This is a genomic window from Hydrogenophaga sp., assembly GCF_019635465.1.
In the GTDB taxonomy this organism is placed as follows: Bacteria; Pseudomonadota; Gammaproteobacteria; order Burkholderiales; family Burkholderiaceae_C; genus Hydrogenophaga.
This window is the reverse complement of record NZ_JAHBZK010000005.1, coordinates 17,201-37,631: the sequence shown is the minus strand read 5'-3', so window position 1 is coordinate 37,631 and position 20,431 is coordinate 17,201. Positions and strand designations below refer to the sequence as shown.

Here is a 20,431-nt window from a genome sequence, read left to right as displayed (position 1 = left end):
CGCCGTCCGCGCGGGCATCCATTCCAGTCATACCTTGAACCTGTCATGAGCAAACAGACCCATTCCTTCCAGGCCGAAGTGGCCCAGCTGCTGCACCTGGTCACGCACTCGCTGTACTCCAACCCCGACATCTTCCTGCGCGAGCTGGTCTCCAACGCGTCGGACGCCTGCGACAAGCTGCGCTTCGAAGCCCTCAACAACGCCGGGTTGTATGAAGACGCGCCCGATCTCGAAGTGCGTGTCGCCTTCGACAAGGACGCGCGCACCATCACGATCACCGACAACGGCATCGGCATGAGCGCGCAGGAGGCGATCGACCACCTGGGCACCATCGCCAAGAGCGGCACGCGCGACTTCGTGAGCCGCCTGACGGGCGAACAGAAGTCCGACGCCCAGCTCATCGGCCAGTTCGGCGTGGGGTTTTATTCGGGCTTCATCGTGGCCGACCGCATCGTCGTCGAGAGCCGCCGCGCCGGCCTGCCGGCGGCCGAAGGCGTGCGCTGGACCAGTGGCGGCAGTGGCGACTTCGAGGTCGAGACCATCGAGCGCGCGGCCCGCGGCACCAGCGTGACGCTGCACCTGCGCGAGGACAAGACCGAGTACCTCAACCACTGGAAGCTCAAGTCCATCATCGGTAAGTACAGCGACCACATCAGCCTGCCCATCCGCATGCAGAAAGAGGATTGGGACGCCGACAAGAGCGAGTACGTGCTCAAGGACGAATGGGAGGCGGTCAACTCGGCCAACGCGCTGTGGTCGCGCCCCAAGAAGGACATCAGCGACGAGCAGTACGTCGAGTTCTACAAGAACATCAGCTACGACAGCGAAGCGCCGCTGGCCTGGAGCCACAACCGGGTGGAGGGCAGCACCGAGTACACGCAACTGCTCTACATCCCGTCCAAGGCGCCGCAAGACCTCTGGAACCGTGAGCGCAAGGCCGGCATCAAGCTCTACGTCAAGCGTGTATTCATCATGGACGAGGCCGAGAGCCTCATGCCGGCCTACCTGCGCTGGGTCAAGGGCGTGGTCGATTCCAGCGACCTGCCGCTCAACGTCAGCCGCGAGCTGCTGCAGGAAAGCCGGGACGTCAAGGCCATCCGCGAAGGCAACGCCCGCCGCGTGCTGGGCCTGCTCGACGACCTGGCCAAGGACGCCGACAAGTACGGCCGGTTCTACGCCGAGTTCGGGTCTGTCCTCAAGGAAGGCCTGGGCGAGGACTTTGCCAACCGCGACCGCCTCGCCAAACTGCTGCGCTTTGCCAGCACCACGCAGGACGCGCCGACGGCGCTGGCCGACTACAAGGCGCGCATGAAGGAGGGGCAGAAGGCCATCTACTACCTCACGGCCGACACGCTGGCCGCGGCGCGCAACAGCCCGCAGCTGGAGGTGTTCCGCCAGAAGGGCATCGAGGTGCTGCTGATGGTGGACCGGGTGGACGAATGGGCACTGTCCTTCCTGCCCGAGTTCGACGGCACGCCGCTGCAAAGCGTGGCCAAGGGCGCGGTCGATCTGGGCGACCTGCAGGACGAGGCCGAAAAGAAGGCCGCCGAAGCCGCCGCCGAAACCTTCAAGCCGGTGCTGGAGCGCCTGAAGGAGAGCCTCAAGGACAAGGCCAAGGACGTGCGCGTGACCTCGCGCCTGGTCGACTCACCCGCTTGCCTCGTGGTCGAGGACGGCGACTATTCGATGCAGCTGGCCCGCCTGCTCAAGCAGGCCGGCCAGCAGGCGCCCGAGGTCAAACCCATCCTGGAGGTCAATTCCGGCCACGCCCTGGTGAAGAAACTGGAGACCAGCGAGCGCTTCGACGACCTGGCCCAGGTGCTGTTCGACCAGGCCTTGCTGGCCGAGGGTGGCCTGCCTGAGGACCCCGCGGCATATGTACGGCGGATCAATAGTCTGCTGGTCTGACTGTTGAACCCTGAACAAATGTCCAGAGCCTTCACTACACTCGGCGGATAAGTCCAGTGCGGGGTCTTCCGCCTGAAGACGCCGATCACCACCATTCGCCGTGCACTTCCAGCGCCCCTACGATCCTGCCGTCTCGTTTCGCAACAGCCAGGGAGAGTCCGCTCGCGGCACGCTGACCAGTGTGCAGCGGCGCTCACTGGTGATGGAGATCTACAACCCGTACTCCATCGTGCAGGTCAGCGAGGTGCTCAACGAGCTGACCATCCGCTCGGGCGAGCAGGCGCTGTACAAGGGCAAGGCGGTGGTGGTCGGCATGGTCAACACCGGCCTCATGGCTGTGGTGTCGGTGGCCCTCATCGACGAGTGGTCCGACCTCAATGCGGTGCGTGGCCATGTCGAGCAGGTGCGCGACGAAGCCCAGCGTTTCGTTGAGGATTGGCAAGAGCGCTTCAAGGTGCGCCACAGCTACCAGGTGGCCATCAGCGAGTTCCGCGCCTTTCTGGCCGAGACGGCGCGCTGGGTGGACCAGGCCGATCTGATCGAGTCGCTGCCCAAAGGGCCGGACGGCCGGCTCTCCGATGAGGTCTTCGTGGCCATGGCCGAGCCCTTGATGGTCAAGGGCAAGGAGTTTCTGGTGCGCCTTGAGGCCGAGGCCGCCGGCCTGCCCGAAGAGGACGCACCCTTGCACCGTGCCTTCGCGCAAGGTGCCTTGCACCCCCTGCTGTTGCGCGCGCCGTTTGTCTGGCGCACCTTTGCCAAACCCCTGGGCTACGCCGGTGACTACGAGATGGTCAACCAGATCCTGGGCGACCCGCGCCAAGGCAACAGCACTTACTTCCAGATCGTCAACGCCATGTTCCTGCGCGCTGCGGTGGCGCAGGCGCACCGCAACCGCATCGACATCCTGGTGGACTTCCTCACCAAGGCGATCGACGCCGCCGAGCAGGACGGGCGCGTCGTGCGGGTGCTCAATGTCGGCTGCGGCCCGGCGGTCGAACTGCAACGGCTCATCGAGAGCGGGCGTGACCTGTCTCGCCTGCACATCACCCTGGTCGACTTCAGCCGGGAGACGCTCGACTACACCCGTGCCCGGATCGAGGAAACCTCGCGGCAACACGGGCGCAGCGTGTCGGTCGAGTACGTGCACGAGTCGGTGCACGACCTGCTCAAGCGCCCCGCGCGCCAGGACCCACCGGCGCCGGGCGAGGGCGAGGACATCGTCTATTGCGCCGGGCTGTTCGACTACCTGTCGGATAGGGTGTGCAACCGGCTGATGCGCTACTTCCTGTTTCGCTGCAACCCGGGCGCGCGCGTCATGGTGACCAACGTGCACGCCGGCAACCCCGAGCGTTTCGGCATGGAGCATTTGCTGGAGTGGCACCTCATCTACCGCGACGAGGCGCAGATGCGTGCCATCGTGCCCGAGACGCGGGGGCCGATCCGGCTCTACACCGATGACACCGGCGTCAACCTGTTCGCCGAGTTCGGCGCACCGGTGGCCAGCCCCGTGACCAGCGTTGCCGAGCGCAGCCCATGAAGCCGCCGGTTGCCCAGGACTACGAGGAGGAGCTGGCCGACTTTCGTGTCACCTACAGCCGCGCGGGCAGCATCACCTCCATCGTCCTGGTGCTCGGTGGCGTCGGGCTGGACTTGTCGAGCTACCCGGATCGTTGGGTGCAGTTTCTGGCCGCCCGGGTGGTGGTCTCGCTGCTGACGGCCATGATCCTGGTTTGGCTGTTCTTCCCGGGCGGGCGACGCCATGTGCGCGGACTGACCATGATCTGGCTGCTGCTGCCGCAGGCCATGATCGCCTGGATGATCCAGCAGACCGATGGCGCGGCGTCGATCTATTTCGTGGGTCTGCACCTGGCGCTCTATGCCGTGGGCATCATCCTGCCGATCAGCTTTTTCGAGTCGGTCAGCTTCGGCGTCATCACGCTGGGCATGTACCTGCTGGCCTGCGCGCTCAACGCCAACGGGCTGGCGCCCACGGGCATGGTGGTCACCAACGCCTTGTTCATCGGCTTCTCGGCCGCTGCGGCGGCCGTGTGCACCTGGTTCAACGAGCGGGCGCGTTTGCGCCTGTTCGCGCTTCAGCGCGAGGTGCGTGTCAAGAACGCGTCGCTGGTGGACATCAACCAGACACTGACCGAGGTCAAGGGGCAACTGGTACATCGCGAGAAGATGGCGGCCATCGGCACGCTGTCGGCGGGTCTGCTGCACGAACTCAACAACCCGGTGAACTTCAGCCTGATGGCCATCGACATGGGGCGGCAACTGCCGCCCGCGCAACAGGACGCCTTGCTCAAGGAAAGCCTGGATGACGCGCGTGAAGGTCTGGTGCGCATCCAGAACATCGTCACCGACCTCAAGACCTTCGCCTACCAGAAACCGGGCGACGAAAGCCTGCGGCCCTTCCTGCTGGAGAACGCCGTGCGTTCGGCCATCCGGCTGGCGGGCTTCGATCTGAAAGGGGTCGAGGTGAACCTGGATCTGCCCCAGGACACCCACGTCCTGGGCGATGAGCCGGCGCTGATCGGCGTGGTCATCAACCTGCTGAGCAATGCCGCCCATGCCGTGCGCCAGGCCGGTCGCGACCAAGCCGAGATCCGGGTCAAGGCGGTCATCGAAGGCAGCCGGCTGGTGGTGAGCGTGCGTGACAACGGCACCGGCATCAGCGAGCAGAACCTGGCGCGCGTGTTCGAACCCTTCTTCACCACCCGCGACGTGGGCAGCGGCCTGGGACTGGGCCTGAGCATCAGCTACGGCATCATTCAGCGCCACGGTGGCACGCTGTCGGTGGACAGCCAGCCCGGCGCCTGGACCGAATTCCGCTTCGACCTTCCCCGTCCCGTATGAGCCAGCCCCCGCTTTCTTCCGGACCGCACGCGGTGCTCTTCGTCGACGACGAACCGCAGGCCTGCAAGTGGTTCGCGCGCCGCTACGGTGACGAGTTCACGGTGCATGTGGCCGGCGGTGTGGTCGAGGCGCTGGCCTCGTTGGCTGAACGCAGCGACGAGGTGGCGGTGCTGCTCACCGACTACCGCATGCCCGAGCGCAACGGCGTCGATCTGCTGGCCGCGGTCTGCGAGGCCCATCCGCACGTGGTGCGCGTGCTGATGTCGGCCTATGCCGACAAGGACGTGGCCATGCAGGCGGTCAACCACGGCCGCGTGGAACACATCCTGGAAAAGCCGCTGGATGAACCATTGACGCGGCAGGTGCTGCGTACGGCCTGCGACGAATCGCGCCGCCGTGCCAACGACCGCGCGCTCGGCGAGCGCCGCGCGGCCATGCTGCGCGAGACCCTGGGCTTTCTGGCGCACGAGGTCCGCACGCCCTTGGCCACCGTCAGCGGCTACCTCACCGCCTTGCGCGACCGGCATGCGGGTGGTGATGCGCCCGGTGCTGACACCTTGCAAGCCGCGCCGGGCGATACCTTGCGCATGATCGAGGCCGCCCAGCGGCGGGCCGACTACGCGCAGTCGCTGGTCACCAGTTTCGTGAACACCGCCCGCGAGGCCTATCGGCCCGAAGCGGTCGAGGCATTGAGTGCCAGCGATCTTGTGCGCGCCGTCGAGCAGGACTATCCCTTCGACGAGCACGAGCACGAGCGCCAGCGGCTGCGGTCCAGCCTCGGCGCCGATTTCGCGCTGCCGGCACGCCAGCGCGACCTGTTGTATCTGGTGCTGTGCACGCTGGTGAAGAACGCCCTGCAGGCACAGGCCGCGCAGAACGACCCCGCGCCCGCCATCGACATCTCCCTGTGTCGACTGGCGTCGCCCGACGGCTCGGCCGAGCGCCCGGCGCTGGTGGTGGCCGACAACGGGCCCGGCATCCCACCCGAGCTCATCCACCGCCTCACGCGCGAGCCCGTCAACAGCCGGCCTGGGTCGGGCGGCAGCGGCATGGGCTTGCTGTTCTGCCGCCGGGTGATGGTCTCGGTCGGCGGCGACATATCGGTACGCGACACACCGGGGGGAGGCGCCACGGTGGTGCTGCATTTCCCCGACATAAGTCAGGAGGACGACAAGTGAACCCCAAGAAGATCCTGTACGTGGACGACGAGGCCATGGCGCTCAAGTACTTCGAGCGCCTGGTGGGGCCGCTGGCACCCGTGCTGACTGCCTCGTCGGTGGACGAAGGGCGATCGGTGCTCGATGCCAACGGTGCCGATATCGCCGTGCTGGTGTGCGATCAGCGCATGCCCGGCGCGCGCGGCAACGAGCTGCTGCGCCATGCGCGCGACCACCACCCGACGGTGGTGCGCATGCTGACCACGGCCTATTCCGACATCGGCGAAGCGATCGAGGCCATCAACAGCGGCGAAATCTATCGGTACATCAGCAAGCCCTGGACGCTGGAGCACCTGCGGGCCGACCTGCGCAATGCGCTCGATCTGGCCGAGTTGCGCGCCGAGCGCGACAGCCTGCTGCGGCAGAAGCTCATGGTCGAGCAGGGTCGCTTGCTCGGCCAGCGCCTGGGCCAGCTGTGCCTGATGGGTGCATCCCTCGGCGGCGACGGGTACGAGGCGGCGCTGCACACCTATGTGCGCGCGGCGCTGGCCGCCGGGGTCGCGTCACCGGCCGTCGACTGGCGCCACTGGGACCACGTCGATTTGCAGCGTGCCGAGGCCGATCGGGCCGTGCGCCTGGTGCGCTCTGTTCGCAGCTGGTGGGATCGATGGAACACCGCGGCGCCCTCGGCCGATCAGCGTCTGTCGCTGCTGGCGCAAGCGCTTGGCGGCGCGGTCGTGGACGGCGCCTGCCGTCTGGTCGATTGCACCCCGTTCACCGAGGTGCTGGGCGGCGCTCCGGGCTCTCTGGTCAACGACGGTGACGCGGCGGGCCTGGCCTGGTTGCTCTGGGTGGGGGGTGCGGCGCGCCTGAGCGTCGATGGCGCCGTGTGTTCGGTGCGCACCGCCGATGCGCTGGCGCCGCCCGCGGATTGGCTCAGTACCGCCATCGAGGCCGCCGAGCCGCAGGGCGTGTAACTGCCTGCCCGGCGCCGGGAACCTGCGGACGATGTGAGGCCTCACAATCGGCATCTCTTGATCTCTCGAGCCTGACCATGTTCCTCTCACGCCTTGTGGCCAACCAGCGCCGCCTGGCCGCCCCGGCGGCACTGTTGGCGCTGGTGGCGCTGCTGCTCAGCGGCTGCGGCAGCATGGGCGTCGGCGTGGGCATCGGCATACCGGTCGGGCCGGTGACGATCGGTGTGGGGGCCAGCAACCATGGGGTGAACCTGGGTGTGGGCACCAGCGTCGGGCCGGTCGGCGTGGGGGTGGGGGTCAACCAGTCCGGGCGCGTCACCGCGGGGGCCGGCGTGGGCGCCAGCACCGAAATTGGCAACAGCGGCGTGCGCGCTGGCGTTGGCGTGGGCACCAGCACGGTGATTCACGAACCCAAGAACAAATAGAGCGCCGCCAGATGCAACAAAGCCCGCCATCTGGCGGGCTTTTGCCTGGGCGCCGGTTGCTCAGCCCAGGGTCAGCGTGACCGGAATGTTGCCGCGGGTGGCATTCGAGTAGGGGCACACCTGGTGGGCGGTGTCGATCAGGTCCTGCGCGACGGCGCGGTCCATGCCCGGCAGGTGGATGGTCATGCGCACGGCGATGCCGAAACCCTGGGGAACCGGGCCGATGTCGACTTCCGCGTCAATGGCGGCGGTCGCCGGCACGGGCACTTTCTTCATGCCCGCCACATGCTTGAGCGCGCCCATGAAGCAGGCCGAGTAGCCCGATGCGAAGAGTTGTTCCGGGTTGGTGCCGGTGCCGGCGCCACCCATGGCCTTCGGCGGCGAGAGCTTGACCTCGAGCAGGCCGTCATCGGAGCGCGAAGCGCCGTCGCGGCCACCGGTGGTGTGTGCGTGGGCGGTGTACAGAACTTTGTCGAGGGTGGTGGGCATGGGGCCTCCTGGGGTTGTGGGCTGCGGGGCAGCGGGTGGGTATGAACTCATTCGCCCAGCCGATCGCGCAGCGCGCGGACCTGCTGGGTCAGGGCGATGGCATCGCCCGGTGAACATTGGGTGGCTTCGAGCACACAGGCCGGGATGCGTGCGGCGCGTGTGCGCAGGCGTCGCCCCGCCGTGGTCAGGCGGATGCGCACGCGGCGCTCGTCGTCGACGTCACGCAGGCGGACCACGTAGTCGGCGGCTTCCAGGCGCTTGAGCAGGGGCGTCAGCGTACCGGAGTCGAGATGCAGGCGCTCGCCCAGGGTGGACACCGTCATGCCGTCTTCCTCCCACAGCGCCAGCATGGCGATGTACTGCGGGTAGGTGAGGCCGAGTTCCTCCAGCCAGGGCTTGTAGAGCTTGGTCATGGCCAGCGACGCGGAATACAGCGCGAAGCAGAGCTGGTGATCAAGCTTGAGCAGGTCGTCGGCGGTGGGGCGTGGTGAAGCCATGGCGGTATTATTTCGAGCAATTAAATTGCGTGCAATTGAATTGAGAGAAACCTTTGAGCCGCTGTGGTTGTGGCGATCGGGCGTGCGCTCGCCAAAGGTTCTCGGCTAGTGCGGAGAGGAGCACGCCAGCGATTCTGCCCACCCCCAGAACCGGATGGGGGTGGGGCTATTGCCGGCGCTCAGGCCACCAGGGGCGGCAGCTGCATGGCGTCGATCTGTTCGCGCAACAAGCGGATCTGGCCACGCCAATGGTCGGGGTGGGCGAACCAGGGAAAGCTGGGGGGAAAGCTGGGGTCGTCCCAGCGGCGCGCGATCCAGGCGTTGTAGTGGATCAGACGCAGCGTGCGCAGCGGCTCGATCAGCGCCAGCTCGCGCCGATCGAAGGGACGGAACTGCTCGTAGCCGTCCACCAGCGCCCCGAGCTGGCGGATCTGCTGCGCGCGATCACCGCTGAGCAGCATCCACAGGTCCTGCACCGCGGGGCCCATGCAGGCGTCGTCGAGATCCACGAAGTGGGGCCCCGCGCCCGGCATGCCTTCCGGCGTCCAGAGGATGTTGCCCGGGTGGCAGTCGCCATGCAGCCGGATGCACGCCGGCCCCTCCGGCGTCGGCACTCCCGAGAGCACGCCATGCTGTTCGACGCAGGCCACCGCCTCGGCGCTGATTTCGCGCCATTCGCGTGCCACTTCGATGGGCACGGTGTCGTGGTCGTTCAGCCACTGAAGCGGCTCGCGTGCGTAGCGCTGGACGTCCAGCCGGTGGCGGTGTTCGAAGGGTCTGGCCTCGCCCACGGTGTGAAGGCGCGCCAGAAAGCGGCCGATCCATTCCAGCACCTCAACATCGTCCAACTCGGGGCGGCGTCCGCCGCGACGCGGGCTCGCACTCCACAGAAAGCCCCGGTGCTCGTGCAGGCTTCGACCTTGAGGGCAAAGCGGCGCCACCGCGGGCACTTCGGCGGCCGCCAATTCGGCCGCAAAGACGTGTTCCTCTTCGATCTGCGCGCGGTGCCAGCGTTGCGGCCGGTAGAACTTGGCAACAACGACATCGTGCCCCTCGTACGGCGTCTCCAGCGGGATCTGGTAGACGCGGTTTTCGTAGCTGTTAAGGGTGATGAGGCGGCCGTCGCCATACAGGCCGGCGGCATCGAGTGCGTCGAGCACGACGTCGGGCGTCAGGGCATCGAACGGGTGCGGGGTTTCGGTGGACATGCCCGATTGTCCCGCGCCGCCTCTCCTGTCGGACCTTCTATCGCGTCTCCTATCATTCGCACCCATGCCTTCCGCCGCCCGACACCGCCCTTCGCGTCAGCCCGCGCCCAGTCTTCAGCAGCAGTTGCCCGAATTGCGCGAAGGCCAGTCGGTGGCGTTGCTGCAGGCGCTGCACATCCTCACGCGCGAAGGCAAGCTCAACCAGGACACCCGGCGCAAGCTCAAGCAGGTCAATCACCTGGTGCAGTTCATCGAGCCTTTGCTGACCGAGGTGCTTGATGCGCGCGGTGACGTGGTGCTGGCCGATCACGGGGCGGGCAAGTCTTACCTGGGCTTCATCCTGTACGACCTGGTGCTGCGACCGCGCCCGGCGGGGCAGGTGATCGGCGTGGAAACACGCGAGGAGCTGGTCATCCGTTCGCGCGCATTGGCGACCGAGCTCGGTTTCGAGCGCATGCGGTTTCTGGCCACCACGGTGCAACAGTCCATGGACCACCCCGACATGCCCGAGCGCATCGACGTGGTCACGGCATTGCATGCCTGCGATACCGCCACCGACGATGCGATCGACTTCGGTCTGGCGCACGGGGCGCAGCACATGGTGCTGGTGCCCTGCTGTCAGGCCGAGGCCGCGGGCGTGATGCGCCAGCACAAGGCGCTGGCGCTCAAGCGCACGCCGCTGGCCGAACTGTGGCGCCACCCTTTGCACACGCGCGAGATGGGCAGCCAGATCACCAACGTGTTGCGCTGCCTGCGCCTGGAAGCGCATGGCTACCAGGTGACGGTCACGGAGCTCGTCGGCTGGGAGCATTCGATGAAGAACGAGCTGATCCTCGCCCGTAAAATGCCGGACGATCGCCACGGCCAGCGCGAACGCGCCCGCGAGCGATTGCTGCAGGTGCTCGACGCGTTCGGCCTGCAAGCGATGCAGACCCGCTTTGCGGTCTGAGCGCCGGCGCAGCGGCACGCGCGCCGACCCCGAGAACCGCTGAAGCAGCGATCGAGTTCACCCCGCGTCGGGTGGGCACCGATGGCTGCCATCCTGGAGGCATCCCACGTGGTCATCGCTGACTTCAACTTTTTGCTGCAGGCCGTCGCCTGGCCACTGGCCCTGCTGATCGCCTGGTTTCTGGCCGAATGGCTTCAGGAGCGCTGGCACGTGCCGCGCGTGACCAGCTATGTGGCCGTGGGCCTGGTGGGCAGCCTGATCAACCTGCCCGGCCTCACCAACGACATTCCCGGCCTGGCATTTCTGGCCAACATCGCGCTGGCGCTGGTGCTGTTCGAACTGGGCTACCGCATCAACCTGCGCTGGTTCCGGCACAACCCCTGGGTGCTGTTGCTGGGCGTCCTGGAATCGCTGATCACCTTCGGGGTTGTTTACTGGGCCTCGGGTCTGTTTCCGTTGCCGCTTGACCAACGGCTGATCATCGCGGCGCTGTCGATGTCGGCGTCGCCCGCTGGTGTGCTGCGTGTGGCCAACGAGCTGCGCAGCACTGGGCAGGCCACCGAGCGTGTGCTGCACCTGTGCGCCATCAACTGCCTGATGTCGGTGTTTGCGCTCAAGCTGGTGGTGGCCTACTGGACCTTGTCCACGTCAGGTGATCTGGCGCTGGCAGCCTATGGCAGCGTGCACGTGGTGGGCACCTCGATCGCGGTCGGCGCCTTGCTGGGCATGGTGGTGCCCTGGTTGCTTCGCTTGCGCAACACGCACGAGCGCGGCGTGACCGTGGTGTTTGCGCTGTCGGTGTTGTTGCTCACCACCGCAGCCTATGGCCTCAAGCTTTCGCCTCTGCTGGCCGCGTTGACCTTCGGCATCGTGGCGCGGGAGCGTCGGGTGGCCCTCACCAGCGCGCAGCGTGATTTCGGCACCGCGGGCGATCTGCTGTCGGCGTTCCTCTTCATCTACATCGCGTCCCTGCTCACCTGGACAGACGTGCGCGCGACCATCCTCATGGGCGTTGTCTTCATCGCGGTGCGCACAGCTTCCAAGGTGGCGTGCAACGTGGCCCTGGCGCGCCTGTCGGGCATCACTGAGCGCAAGGGCGCGCTCACCGGTCTGGCGCTCACGCCGATGTCGGCGTTCGCCATCCTCTTGATCGAGCAGACGCGCCTCTATGGCTTCGAGCCAGCGGTGCAGGTGCTGGCGGCCATGGCCGGCATGATGCTGCTGCAGGAGCTGCTGGGCCCGGTGGTCACACAACGCGCGCTCATGGCGGCGCGCGAAACCCACGTCACCAAGGAGGGCTGAGCCCATGCCGTTGGAACCCTTCAAGCCGTCCGCGTCGCTGACCATGGGCGTCGAGCTGGAGCTGCAGCTTGTCAACAGCTACGACCACGACTTGTCCAGCAGCTCGAACGACCTGCTCGAGTTGCTGGGCCGCAAGCCGTTTCCGGGTGTGGTCACACCCGAAATGACCCAGAGCATGATCGAGGTGGCCACCGGTATTCACACCGAGCACGGCCCCTTGCTCCAGCAGCTGCAGCAGATCCGCGACACGCTGGTGACCGCGGGCGACCGGCTCAACATCGAACTTGCGGGTGGTGGCACGCACCCGTTTCAGCGCTGGTTCGAGCAGCGCATCTTCTCCAAGCCGCGCTTCAAGCAGCTCTCGGGGCTCTACGGCTACCTGGCCAAGCAGTTCACCGTGTTCGGTCAGCACGTGCACATCGGCTGCGCCTCGCCCGACGAAGCCCTGTTTCTGCTGCACTCGCTCAACCGCTACGTGCCGCACTTCATCGCCCTGTCAGCGTCGTCGCCGTTTTCGCAGGGGGTCGACACCCTGTTCGATTCGGCGCGCCTGAATTCGGTGTTCGCCTTCCCGCTCAGCGGGCGCGCGCCTTTCGTGTTGAGTTGGGACGACTTCACCAGCGGCTACTTCACCAAGATGGAAAGCACGGGCGTGGTGCAGTCCATGAAGGACTTCTACTGGGACATCCGGCCCAAGCCCGAGTACGGCACCATCGAACTGCGCGTGTGCGACACACCGCTGACGGTGGAGCGTGCAGCCGCCCTGGCCTGCTACCTGCAGGCCCTGTGCCGGCACCTGCTCGAGCGCACCGAGGCGCCGCCCGAGGAGGACGACTACCTCGTCTACACCTACAACCGCTTCCAGGCCTGCCGCTTTGGCCTGGACGGGATGATGGTCAACCCCAAGACGCGCGAGCAGATCAGCATCCGCGAGGACGTGCTGGCCACGGTGCGCCATCTGGTGCCGCATGCGCAGGCCCTGGGCAGCCTCGCCGCGCTCGATGAAATCGAGCGCACGGCCGCGCGCGCCGGCAACCACGCGAGCTTCCTGCGCAACCGCTATCGGGACAGCCGGAGCGTGGAAGCGGTTGTGCGGTCGAGCGTGGAGGCTCTGCGGCACGGACCGTGATTTCCGTCACGATCGGCTTGCCGGGGCAATCCCGACACCTGTCGGACAACTTCCTACATGGCGAATGGCCGTGCGCCGACTTAACGGTCGAAAAGGGCATCGATACAGTTTGTTTCCATCGACACACCCTTTGTCTCACCCGTTTTGAACAGGACGCCGCCATGAAACCGATCGCCGACCGCACCAACCCCTTCGTGCTCATGCTCGACCCCGAGTCCGTCATCAGCGCCATGGAAGCCAGCCGCCCCCTGCAGGGTCTGGGTGGCCGGGTCTGCCGCCCGCTGGACAAGCCGCTGATTCCCAAGCTGTTCAACACCACGGTGCACGAATTCGACGCCGCCATCGATGCCGAGACCTTCATGGACACCGGCATGGACGCCTACCTCGAAGCCCAGCCTGGTCTGTCGTCGGTGCACTGAGCGGGTGGCGCCGGCGCCCTGCGCCGCACCACCACCCTGGCTACCGTGCGAAGCGCTTGCGGGTCAGCGCCAGGGCCAGCCAGAAACCGGCCACCGCGTAGAAGACCAGCACCCCAAAATGCAGCGCGATGTGGGTAGGCCACTGGTCCAGAAACAGCGGACGCACCAGCTGCACCGCATGGGTCAGCGGCAACAGGTCAGACAGCAGCAGCACCGGTGCCGGTAGCTGTTCGCGGGGAAAGAAGACGCCCGAGAGAAACATCATGGGCGTGAGCACCAGCGTGAAGTAGTAGCTGAAGAAGTCGTAGCCCTTGGCCAGCGCGTTGAACACCAGCGCGATGCACGAGAAGGTGATGCCCGTGGCCCACAGCACCGGCCAGGCCACCAGCAACTTGGGCGAATGCGTGATGCCCAGACCCAGCATCACCAGCAGGATCACCGTCACGGTGAACAAGGCCTTGAAGCCCGCCCACAACATCTCGGCCAGCACCACGTCGTCCAGGCGCACCGGCGCGTTCATGATGCCGTCCCAGGTCTTTTGCACGTGCATGCGCGAGAACGCCGAGTACAGCGCCTCGAAGGTGGCGGCGTTCATGGCGCTCATGCAGATGCTGCCGCTGGCCAGGAACAGGATGTAGGGCACCGCCACCGTGGTGCCGCCCGCCACCGGCAGGTTCACCGTGCCGACCAGCGCGCCCAGCCCGTAGCCAAAGGCCACCAGCCAGATCAGCGGTTCGGCGATGTTGGCCACCACGCTGGGAATGGCCAGCTTGCGCCACACCAGCAGGTTGCGCAGGAACACCGGCCACCAGCGCGACGACAGGCGCGGCGGTGCCCAGGGGTTGGGTGCGGTGCTCTGCATCAGCCGTCCTCCCGAATCTGTCGGCCCGTGAGTTTGAGGAACAGGTCCTCCAGGTTGGCCGGGCGGTGCAGCGTGCGCCAGGCATGCTGCTCGGCCAGCGCAGCCAGGATGGGCTGGGCCTGCGCGGTGTAGAGGAACACCGTCTCGCCACTGACTTCGACGCGTGCTGCCAGTGCCCGCAGTGGCGCGTGTTCGTCGCGCTGTGCGATGTCGAGCGCGCCCGGGCCGTAGACCTCCACCACGTCGGGCTCCAGGTGTTCGGCAATCAGGGCGCGGGGCCGGCCTTCGGCGATCTTGCGGCCGTGGTCGAGCACCAGCAGGCGCGAGCACAAGCGCTCGGCCTCATCCATGAAATGGGTGGTGAGCAGGATGCTCTTGCCCTGCTGCAACAGCAGCTGCAGCCGCTCCCACATCAGGTGGCGTGCCTGCGGGTCCAGCCCGGTCGTGGGTTCGTCCAGCATGAGCAGCTGCGGGTCATTGACGAGCGCACGCGCCAGCGACAGGCGCCGCTTCATGCCACCGGAGAGCTCACCCGGACGGGCCTTGGCCTTGTGTGTGAGCGCGGCGAACTCGAGCAGGCGCGGAATGCGCGGGCGGATGACTGCGTCGCTCAGGCCAAAGTAGCGGCCATAGACCAGCAGGTTCTCTTCGGCGGTGAAGTCGGGGTCGAGCGTGTCCATCTGCGCGACCACACCGAGGCGCTCCTTGATGGCCAGTGCGTCGCGCGGCATGTCCAGCCCGAAGGCGGTGATGCGCCCGGCGTCGGGGGCGGTCAGGCCCAGGCACATGCGGATGGTGGTGGTCTTGCCCGCACCGTTGGGGCCGATCACACCCAGGCATTCGCCCGGGTGGATGGCAAAGCCGAGACCGTCGACGACGGTGGACTCCCCATAGCGCTTGACCAGGTCGGTGACCTCGAACAAGGGTGGCGTCATGGCGGTGGATTGTGCCCGCGCCGCCATACCCCCGTCGGCGGCCATGGCGCCTCCTACAATCCGGCTCCCATGTCGTTGGCCGTTCAACTCCAGTACCTGCTGCCCAAGCAGGCCCTCACGCAGCTCGCGGGTCGTTTTGCCAGCTGGCAGGGCGGGGCGGTCACGCAATGGGCCATTCGCCGATTCATCCGGCGCTACGGCGTGAACATGGCCGAGGCGGCCACCCCCGACCCCACGGCCTACGCCAGCTTCAATGACTTCTTCACCCGTGCGTTGCGCGCCGACGCCCGACCGCTGAGCGACGCGGCATTTGTCTGCCCGGTCGACGGGGCCATCAGCCAGTTCGGGCGCATCGAGCGCGACCAGATCTTCCAGGCCAAGGGGCACCACTACAGCACCCGCGCGCTGCTGGGCGGCGACGCCACGCTGGCATCGGCCTTCGAGGACGGTGACTTCGCCACCATCTACCTCAGCCCACGCGACTACCACCGCATCCACATGCCGGCGGCCGCCACGCTCAAGCGCATGGTTCATGTGCCGGGCGACCTGTTCTCGGTGAACCCGGCCACGGCGGCGGGCGTGCCTGGCCTGTTTGCGCGCAACGAGCGCGTGGTGTGCGTGTTCGACATGCCGCACCAGGGGCGCAGCCAGCCGTTTGCGCTGGTGCTGGTGGGCGCCACCATCGTCGGCAGCATGGCCACCACCTGGCACGGCGTGGTCAACCCACCGCGCCCGGGCGTGCTGCGCGAATGGCGCTACGACGACGCGCCGGTGGCCCTGGCGCGCGGCGCCGAGATGGGGCGCTTTCTGCTTGGCTCCACCGTGGTGCTGCTGTGGCCCAAAGGCTCGATCCGCTTCAACGCCGACTGGGCGCCCGCTCGACCTGTGTGCATGGGTGAGGCAATGGGCGAGGCCATCGGCGGCGCCGTTTGAATTTTCGTTTCAGGACCTGTCCATGACCACGCTCGGTACCCCGCTGTCCCCTTCGGCCACCAAAGTCATGCTGCTGGGCAGCGGCGAGCTCGGCAAGGAGGTGCTGATCGCCTTGCAGCGCCTGGGTGTCGAAACCATCGCGGTCGATCGCTACGCCAACGCGCCTGGCCACCAGGTGGCGCACCGCGCCCACACCATCGCCATGAGCGATCCGGCGCAGCTCAAGGCACTGATCGAGCAGGAGCGACCGCACCTGGTGGTGCCCGAGATCGAAGCCATCGCCACGCCCATGCTGCAGGAGCTGGAGGCGGCCGGGGTGGTCACGGTGATCCCGACCGCGCGTGCAGCGCGCCTGACCATGGACCGCGAGGGCATTCGCCGCCTGGCCGCCGAAACGCTGGGCCTGCCGACCAGTCCCTACCGGTTCTGCGACTCGCTGGCCGAGCTGCAGGCGGCCATCGACAACGGGATCGGCTACCCCTGTATCGTCAAGCCGGTCATGAGCAGCAGTGGCAAGGGCCAGAGCAAGATCGACGGACCGGCCGACGTGCAGAAGGCCTGGGACTACGCCATGGCAGGTGGCCGTGTGAGCCACGGCCGCATCATCGTCGAGGGCTTCATCCGCTTCGACTACGAAATCACCCAGCTCACGGTGCGCGCCCGTGGCGCCGACGGCCAGATCGAGACCCACTTCTGCGACCCGATCGGCCACGTGCAGGTCAGCGGCGACTACGTGGAAAGCTGGCAGCCGCACCCCATGAGCGCGGTGGCCCTGCAAAAGAGCCGCGACATCGCCAAGGCCATCACCGACAACCTGGGCGGTCTGGGGCTGTTTGGCGTGGAGCTGTTCGTGGCGGGCGACCAGGTGTGGTTCAGCGAGGTCAGCCCCCGCCCGCACGACACCGGCATGGTGACCATGGCCACCCAGTGGCAAAACGAATTCGAGCTGCACGCGCGCGCCATCCTTGGCTTGCCGGTCGATGCCTCGCTCAAGAGCCCGGGGGCCAGCGCCGTGATCTACGGCGGGGTGGACGCCACCGGCATCGCCTTTGACGGGGTCGACGAGGCCCTGCGCGTGCCCGGCACCGAGCTGCGCTTGTTCGGCAAGCCCGAGAGCTTCGTCAAGCGCCGCATGGGCGTTGCGCTGGCCCGCCACGGCGACGTGGAGCAGGCCCGCGCCAATGCCAAGCTGGCGGCCGCCAAGGTGCGTCCGCGCGCCGCTTGATCGGCGGTTTCGCGGTTTTTCCGGATTTTTTTCAGGTCACTGCATCCAGAAGCCCGTCTCGGCCGTAGTGCAGACAGCAGCGCAATGGGCGCTGTTGATTGCAACCCAACCGAGGAGCTTCTGATGTTGCTGAAATCCACCCTGGCCGCCACGGCCGCCCTGTCCCTCACCGCCTGCGCCGCCAACATGGGTGCGCCGGCCATGGCCTTTTCCCAGGCCGGTCTGCCCGACGCCGTGAAGGTGCCGGCCGGGCACCAGGTCGCCATGGAAACCGTGGGCGTTGGCCAGATCACCTACGAATGCCGCGCCAAGAAAGACATGGCGGGTCAGTTCGAGTGGGTGTTTGCCGGCCCGGACGCCCGGCTGCTGGACCGCAGCGGCAAGCAGGTGGGCAAGTACTACGGCCCGCCCGCCACCTGGGAAGCCATGGATGGCTCGAAGTTCACCGGCACCCAGTTGGCGGTGGCTCCGGGCGGCACGGGCAACATCCCGTTCCAGCTGGTCAAGTCCAACCCCGCCATGGGCAGTGGCGCCATGACCGGCGTGACCTATGTGCAACGCTCGGCCACCAAAGGCGGCGTGGCACCTGCGCTGCCTTGCGCTGCCGGCAACCAGGGAGCAAGGGAAATCGTGCAGTACCAAGCGGACTACGTGTTCTATAAGGCGTCCTGAGACCCACCGCAACGCACCACCTTGCAGCCACCACCCACCAGCGACTTCGATCACGCCGCCGCCCTGGCCGATTGCGCACGGGGCGATCGGTCGGCGCTGCGTGCGCTGTACGAGCGGGAAGGGCGGTTTTTGCTGGGGGTGGCGCTGCGCATCGTGCGAGACCGGGCGGCTGCCGAGGACGTGTTGCACGACGCCTTCGTCAGCATCTGGACGCGCGCGGCCAGCTTTGACCCGGCGCGCGGCGATGCGCGGGGCTGGATCACGTCCATCGTGCGGCATCGCGCGTTGGATGTGGTTCGGGCCGGTGCGCGCCAGGTGGCGGTGGATGACGACGGTCTGGACGCCTTGCTCGACGCCGACGCGGCCGCGGTGGCGACCCCGGACATGGCCGAAGCGTTCGCGTTGAGTGCCGGCCTTGGTCGCCTGGACGACTGTCTGGCGCGGCTTGACAGCGCCAAGCGCAACTGCGTGCTCTACGCCTATGTCGACGGCTGCACCCACGGCGAGATTGCCGAACGCCTGGGAGCGCCGCTGGGTTCCGTGAAAGCCTGGATCCGCCGTGGTCTGCTGGCGTTGCGGGAGTGCCTCGCATGACACCCGACGCCCGCGACCGCGACGACGCCCTGGCGTCTGCTTATGTGCTGGGCACCTTGTCGGCGGCACGCCGCACCGAGGTGCAGCAACGCCTGATCACCGATGCCGAACTGCGCGCCAGGGTGCAGGCATGGGAGGAGCGCCTGATGCCATTGACCGCCCTGACCGAACCCGTGGCACCGTCTCCGGCCGTGTGGGCGCGCATTGACGCGTCCATTGGACCGTCCCCGGTCGCGACAGCTAGGCGGGCAAGGTCAGTCACCCAGCGCGGCTGGCAAGACTGGTGGCGCAGCCTGTGGTTCTGGCGTGCGGTGGCGGTCACGGGTTTTGCCACCGCCTCGCTGGTGGCGCTGGTGCCGGTCACCGGGCTGTTTGCGCCCGCCGAGCCCCAGTACATGGTGGTGTTGGTGGCGCCCAACAGCACGGCGCCCGGGTGGGTGGTACGCACCAGCGGCCCCCATTCCCTGCGTCTTGAACCACTGGGGACGACGAACTTGCCGGCGCAGCGCTCGCTGCAGTTCTGGACCAAGGCGGACACCTGGGACGCGCCGGTGTCCCTGGGGCTGGTGCAGCCCGGCCAGGCGCTGGAGGTGCCGATCGACCGACTGCCACCGCTGGTGCCCAACCAGTTGTTCGAGATCACGCTGGAGCCCTACAACGGCTCTCCCACTGGCAGGCCGACGGGGCCCGTGCTCTATATCGGGCGCTCGGTGAGGTTGGGTTGAAGTGCCCGTCTTGATTCACAACGCATCCTGAAATGGTGGTGTGAACAGGATCTACCTATCCCGGTAAGGGCATGTCCTAGGCTTTTCACCCCATGGCGGCTCGGGCATGGCGCGCCTAGACTTCGTCGCACACCGCCCGGCGGTGGTGCCATCCGCGGGCCATTCCGTGGTCTGACGGGATCGCCCATGGAACTCCGACAGCTGAAGTACTTCCTGAAAATTGCCGAGTTGGGCAGCTTCTCCAAAGCCTCGCTCGCGCTGCACATTGCCCAGCCGGCTTTGAGCCAGCGCATGGCGCAACTGGAAGGTGAACTGGGTTGCGCCTTGTTTCATCGACGGCACAACGGCGTGCAGATGACGGAGCATGGCGAGGCCTTCTTTGCCCATGCGCAGCGGGTGGTCAAACTGGTGGACGACCTGCCGAACGCCGTGACGCGATGCCGAGACGAATTGCGAGGGTCGGTGTCGTTGGGGTTGCCACAAAGCTCGGCCATGCAGTTTGCTGCGCCGCTGATCGAAGCGTTGCAGCGCCACCATCCATCGATCAGTCTCGAGATCTATGAGGAGCTCAGCGGCAACCTGTTGCGCCAGCTCAACGCCGGGCAGCTTGATCTGGCGATTCTGGTCAACGATCAGGACCTTGAGGTGGTGGATGCCGTGATGCTGATGCAGGAGGAGCTGTTTCTGGCTTCGACACCCGAGCGGGTGCTGGGCGATTGTGTTGGCATTCAGCAGCTTGGTACCTTGCCGCTGACATTGCCTGGTCAGCGACACGGGGTTCGCGCCATGGTCGACGCCGCTGTGCGTGCGCATGGCATGTTGCCGCTGGCGCCGTCCATCGTTGCAAATTCCCTGGGCATCATGCGGCGGCTGGTTGAGTCAGGCACTGTTTGCAGCGTTCTGACCTGGGCCAGCGTGAGTGACTCGGTGGCGGCCAGGCGGATCAAGCTCACGCCCTTGCATCCACGACTCACGCGACGGGTATCGCTGTGCACCGCGAAGTCGGCGGCAACGTCAATGGCTGCTGAGGCCGTTCGCGACTTGCTGATCCATCTCACGCGCGACCAGGTGAAGAGCGGGAAATGGCAGGGCGTCAGTCCGCTCTGACTTGAGAACCTGAATCGGCGGCCTGCATTGATCGCCAGGGTGGAACCGACAAGGCCATC

The 20,431-nt window shown here is 66.8% G+C and carries 20 protein-coding genes and 1 pseudogene; 16 read left to right on the top strand and 5 right to left on the bottom strand.

Annotation, left to right across the window (positions count from 1 at the left end; all coding sequences use genetic code 11):
* Positions 1-45 precede the first annotated feature (45 nt).
* The 6 genes and pseudogenes from htpG to KF871_RS05535 all read left to right on the top strand — a co-directional run.
* Positions 46-1,908 carry a molecular chaperone HtpG gene (gene htpG / locus KF871_RS05560; protein ID WP_291139374.1) on the top strand — a complete coding sequence of 621 codons (1,863 nt, stop codon included), beginning with the start codon at positions 46-48 and terminating at the stop codon, positions 1,906-1,908.
* A 100-nt stretch (positions 1,909-2,008) separates the two neighbouring features.
* Positions 2,009-3,445 (top strand): class I SAM-dependent methyltransferase, encoded by a 1,437-nt coding sequence (locus tag KF871_RS05555; protein WP_291139371.1) that lies wholly within the window; start codon positions 2,009-2,011, stop codon positions 3,443-3,445.
* Positions 3,442-4,767, top strand: coding sequence for an ATP-binding protein (locus tag KF871_RS05550; protein ID WP_291139368.1), 1,326 nt, complete (start codon positions 3,442-3,444; stop codon positions 4,765-4,767). Before KF871_RS05555 ends, KF871_RS05550 begins: the two co-directional genes overlap by 4 nt.
* Entirely contained in the window at positions 4,764-5,945 is a 1,182-nt protein-coding gene (locus KF871_RS05545) for a hybrid sensor histidine kinase/response regulator (RefSeq protein WP_291139365.1), read from the top strand. Before KF871_RS05550 ends, KF871_RS05545 begins: the two co-directional genes overlap by 4 nt.
* Positions 5,942-6,901, top strand: coding sequence for a response regulator (locus KF871_RS05540; protein ID WP_291139362.1), 960 nt, complete (start codon positions 5,942-5,944; stop codon positions 6,899-6,901). Before KF871_RS05545 ends, KF871_RS05540 begins: the two co-directional genes overlap by 4 nt.
* A gap of 77 nt (positions 6,902-6,978) precedes the next feature.
* Positions 6,979-7,314, top strand: a pseudogene (locus tag KF871_RS05535) (hypothetical protein); the annotation flags it as partial.
* Between the two features lie 72 nt (positions 7,315-7,386).
* On the opposite strand, the gene KF871_RS05530 reads toward KF871_RS05535, so the two are convergent.
* The 3 genes from KF871_RS05530 to KF871_RS05520 all read right to left on the bottom strand — a co-directional run bounded on the left by KF871_RS05530 (position 7,387) and on the right by KF871_RS05520 (position 9,520).
* The gene (locus KF871_RS05530) at positions 7,387-7,815 is read right to left on the bottom strand and encodes an organic hydroperoxide resistance protein (protein WP_291139356.1); all 429 of its coding nucleotides are present in this window, start codon (positions 7,813-7,815) and stop codon (positions 7,387-7,389) included.
* A 47-nt stretch (positions 7,816-7,862) separates the two neighbouring features.
* Complete coding sequence (locus KF871_RS05525) at positions 7,863-8,312, bottom strand: MarR family winged helix-turn-helix transcriptional regulator (RefSeq protein ID WP_291139353.1); 450 nt, start codon at positions 8,310-8,312, stop codon at positions 7,863-7,865.
* A 179-nt stretch (positions 8,313-8,491) separates the two neighbouring features.
* Positions 8,492-9,520: a serine/threonine protein kinase gene (locus KF871_RS05520; RefSeq protein ID WP_291139350.1), complete on the bottom strand. Its 1,029-nt coding sequence runs from the start codon at positions 9,518-9,520 to the stop codon at positions 8,492-8,494.
* A gap of 64 nt (positions 9,521-9,584) precedes the next feature.
* On the opposite strand from KF871_RS05520, the gene KF871_RS05515 reads away from it, so the two are divergent.
* From KF871_RS05515 to KF871_RS05500, 4 genes are all read left to right on the top strand, one after another.
* Positions 9,585-10,469 carry an SAM-dependent methyltransferase gene (locus KF871_RS05515; RefSeq protein ID WP_291139346.1) on the top strand — a complete coding sequence of 295 codons (885 nt, stop codon included), beginning with the start codon at positions 9,585-9,587 and terminating at the stop codon, positions 10,467-10,469.
* An 81-nt stretch (positions 10,470-10,550) separates the two neighbouring features.
* On the top strand, positions 10,551-11,771 hold the full coding sequence (locus KF871_RS05510; RefSeq protein WP_291139343.1) for a cation:proton antiporter: 1,221 nt from the start codon (positions 10,551-10,553) through the stop codon (positions 11,769-11,771).
* Between the two features lie 4 nt (positions 11,772-11,775).
* Positions 11,776-12,900: a YbdK family carboxylate-amine ligase gene (locus KF871_RS05505; protein WP_291139340.1), complete on the top strand. Its 1,125-nt coding sequence runs from the start codon at positions 11,776-11,778 to the stop codon at positions 12,898-12,900.
* A 161-nt stretch (positions 12,901-13,061) separates the two neighbouring features.
* Complete coding sequence (locus tag KF871_RS05500) at positions 13,062-13,319, top strand: hypothetical protein (RefSeq protein WP_291139338.1); 258 nt, start codon at positions 13,062-13,064, stop codon at positions 13,317-13,319.
* Between the two features lie 40 nt (positions 13,320-13,359).
* Here the strand turns inward: KF871_RS05500 and KF871_RS05495 are convergent, their stop codons facing one another.
* Both KF871_RS05495 and KF871_RS05490 read right to left on the bottom strand, forming a co-directional pair.
* Positions 13,360-14,181, bottom strand: coding sequence for an ABC transporter permease (locus tag KF871_RS05495; protein ID WP_291139335.1), 822 nt, complete (start codon positions 14,179-14,181; stop codon positions 13,360-13,362).
* Positions 14,181-15,116, bottom strand: a complete 936-nt coding sequence (locus KF871_RS05490; protein WP_291139332.1) for an ATP-binding cassette domain-containing protein — start codon at positions 15,114-15,116, stop codon at positions 14,181-14,183. Before KF871_RS05490 ends, KF871_RS05495 begins: the two co-directional genes overlap by 1 nt.
* A gap of 69 nt (positions 15,117-15,185) precedes the next feature.
* On the opposite strand from KF871_RS05490, the gene asd reads away from it, so the two are divergent.
* From asd to KF871_RS05460, 6 genes are all read left to right on the top strand, one after another.
* Positions 15,186-16,049, top strand: coding sequence for an archaetidylserine decarboxylase (asd, locus tag KF871_RS05485; RefSeq protein ID WP_291139329.1), 864 nt, complete (start codon positions 15,186-15,188; stop codon positions 16,047-16,049).
* Between the two features lie 22 nt (positions 16,050-16,071).
* The gene (gene purT, locus KF871_RS05480; protein WP_291139326.1) at positions 16,072-17,274 is read left to right on the top strand and encodes a formate-dependent phosphoribosylglycinamide formyltransferase; all 1,203 of its coding nucleotides are present in this window, start codon (positions 16,072-16,074) and stop codon (positions 17,272-17,274) included.
* A gap of 123 nt (positions 17,275-17,397) precedes the next feature.
* The gene (locus KF871_RS05475) at positions 17,398-17,946 is read left to right on the top strand and encodes a DUF3455 domain-containing protein (protein WP_291139323.1); all 549 of its coding nucleotides are present in this window, start codon (positions 17,398-17,400) and stop codon (positions 17,944-17,946) included.
* A gap of 21 nt (positions 17,947-17,967) precedes the next feature.
* Entirely contained in the window at positions 17,968-18,540 is a 573-nt protein-coding gene (locus tag KF871_RS05470) for a sigma-70 family RNA polymerase sigma factor (RefSeq protein ID WP_291139320.1), read from the top strand.
* Positions 18,537-19,265 carry an anti-sigma factor gene (locus KF871_RS05465; RefSeq protein ID WP_291139317.1) on the top strand — a complete coding sequence of 243 codons (729 nt, stop codon included), beginning with the start codon at positions 18,537-18,539 and terminating at the stop codon, positions 19,263-19,265. The genes KF871_RS05470 and KF871_RS05465 overlap by 4 nt, the downstream gene beginning before the upstream one ends.
* Positions 19,266-19,451: 186 nt before the next feature.
* On the top strand, positions 19,452-20,372 hold the full coding sequence (locus KF871_RS05460; protein ID WP_291139314.1) for a LysR substrate-binding domain-containing protein: 921 nt from the start codon (positions 19,452-19,454) through the stop codon (positions 20,370-20,372).
* Positions 20,373-20,431: the final 59 nt, after the last annotated feature.

Bases quoted from the DNA above. Each gene is read 5' to 3' on its own strand.
- htpG (WP_291139374.1), top strand. From the start codon at position 46: ATGAGCAAACAGACCCATTCCTTCCAGGCCGAAGTGGCCCAGCTGCTG.
- KF871_RS05550 (WP_291139368.1), top strand. From the start codon at position 3,442: ATGAAGCCGCCGGTTGCCCAGGACTACGAGGAGGAGCTGGCCGACTTT.
- KF871_RS05545 (WP_291139365.1), top strand. From the start codon at position 4,764: ATGAGCCAGCCCCCGCTTTCTTCCGGACCGCACGCGGTGCTCTTCGTC.
- KF871_RS05530 (WP_291139356.1), bottom strand. From the start codon at position 7,815: ATGCCCACCACCCTCGACAAAGTTCTGTACACCGCCCACGCACACACC.
- KF871_RS05525 (WP_291139353.1), bottom strand. From the start codon at position 8,312: ATGGCTTCACCACGCCCCACCGCCGACGACCTGCTCAAGCTTGATCAC.
- KF871_RS05520 (WP_291139350.1), bottom strand. From the start codon at position 9,520: ATGTCCACCGAAACCCCGCACCCGTTCGATGCCCTGACGCCCGACGTC.
- KF871_RS05515 (WP_291139346.1), top strand. From the start codon at position 9,585: ATGCCTTCCGCCGCCCGACACCGCCCTTCGCGTCAGCCCGCGCCCAGT.
- KF871_RS05510 (WP_291139343.1), top strand. From the start codon at position 10,551: ATGGCTGCCATCCTGGAGGCATCCCACGTGGTCATCGCTGACTTCAAC.
- KF871_RS05505 (WP_291139340.1), top strand. From the start codon at position 11,776: ATGCCGTTGGAACCCTTCAAGCCGTCCGCGTCGCTGACCATGGGCGTC.
- KF871_RS05500 (WP_291139338.1), top strand. From the start codon at position 13,062: ATGAAACCGATCGCCGACCGCACCAACCCCTTCGTGCTCATGCTCGAC.
- KF871_RS05495 (WP_291139335.1), bottom strand. From the start codon at position 14,181: ATGCAGAGCACCGCACCCAACCCCTGGGCACCGCCGCGCCTGTCGTCG.
- KF871_RS05490 (WP_291139332.1), bottom strand. From the start codon at position 15,116: ATGACGCCACCCTTGTTCGAGGTCACCGACCTGGTCAAGCGCTATGGG.
- asd (WP_291139329.1), top strand. From the start codon at position 15,186: ATGTCGTTGGCCGTTCAACTCCAGTACCTGCTGCCCAAGCAGGCCCTC.
- purT (WP_291139326.1), top strand. From the start codon at position 16,072: ATGACCACGCTCGGTACCCCGCTGTCCCCTTCGGCCACCAAAGTCATG.
- KF871_RS05475 (WP_291139323.1), top strand. From the start codon at position 17,398: ATGTTGCTGAAATCCACCCTGGCCGCCACGGCCGCCCTGTCCCTCACC.
- KF871_RS05465 (WP_291139317.1), top strand. From the start codon at position 18,537: ATGACACCCGACGCCCGCGACCGCGACGACGCCCTGGCGTCTGCTTAT.
- KF871_RS05460 (WP_291139314.1), top strand. From the start codon at position 19,452: ATGGAACTCCGACAGCTGAAGTACTTCCTGAAAATTGCCGAGTTGGGC.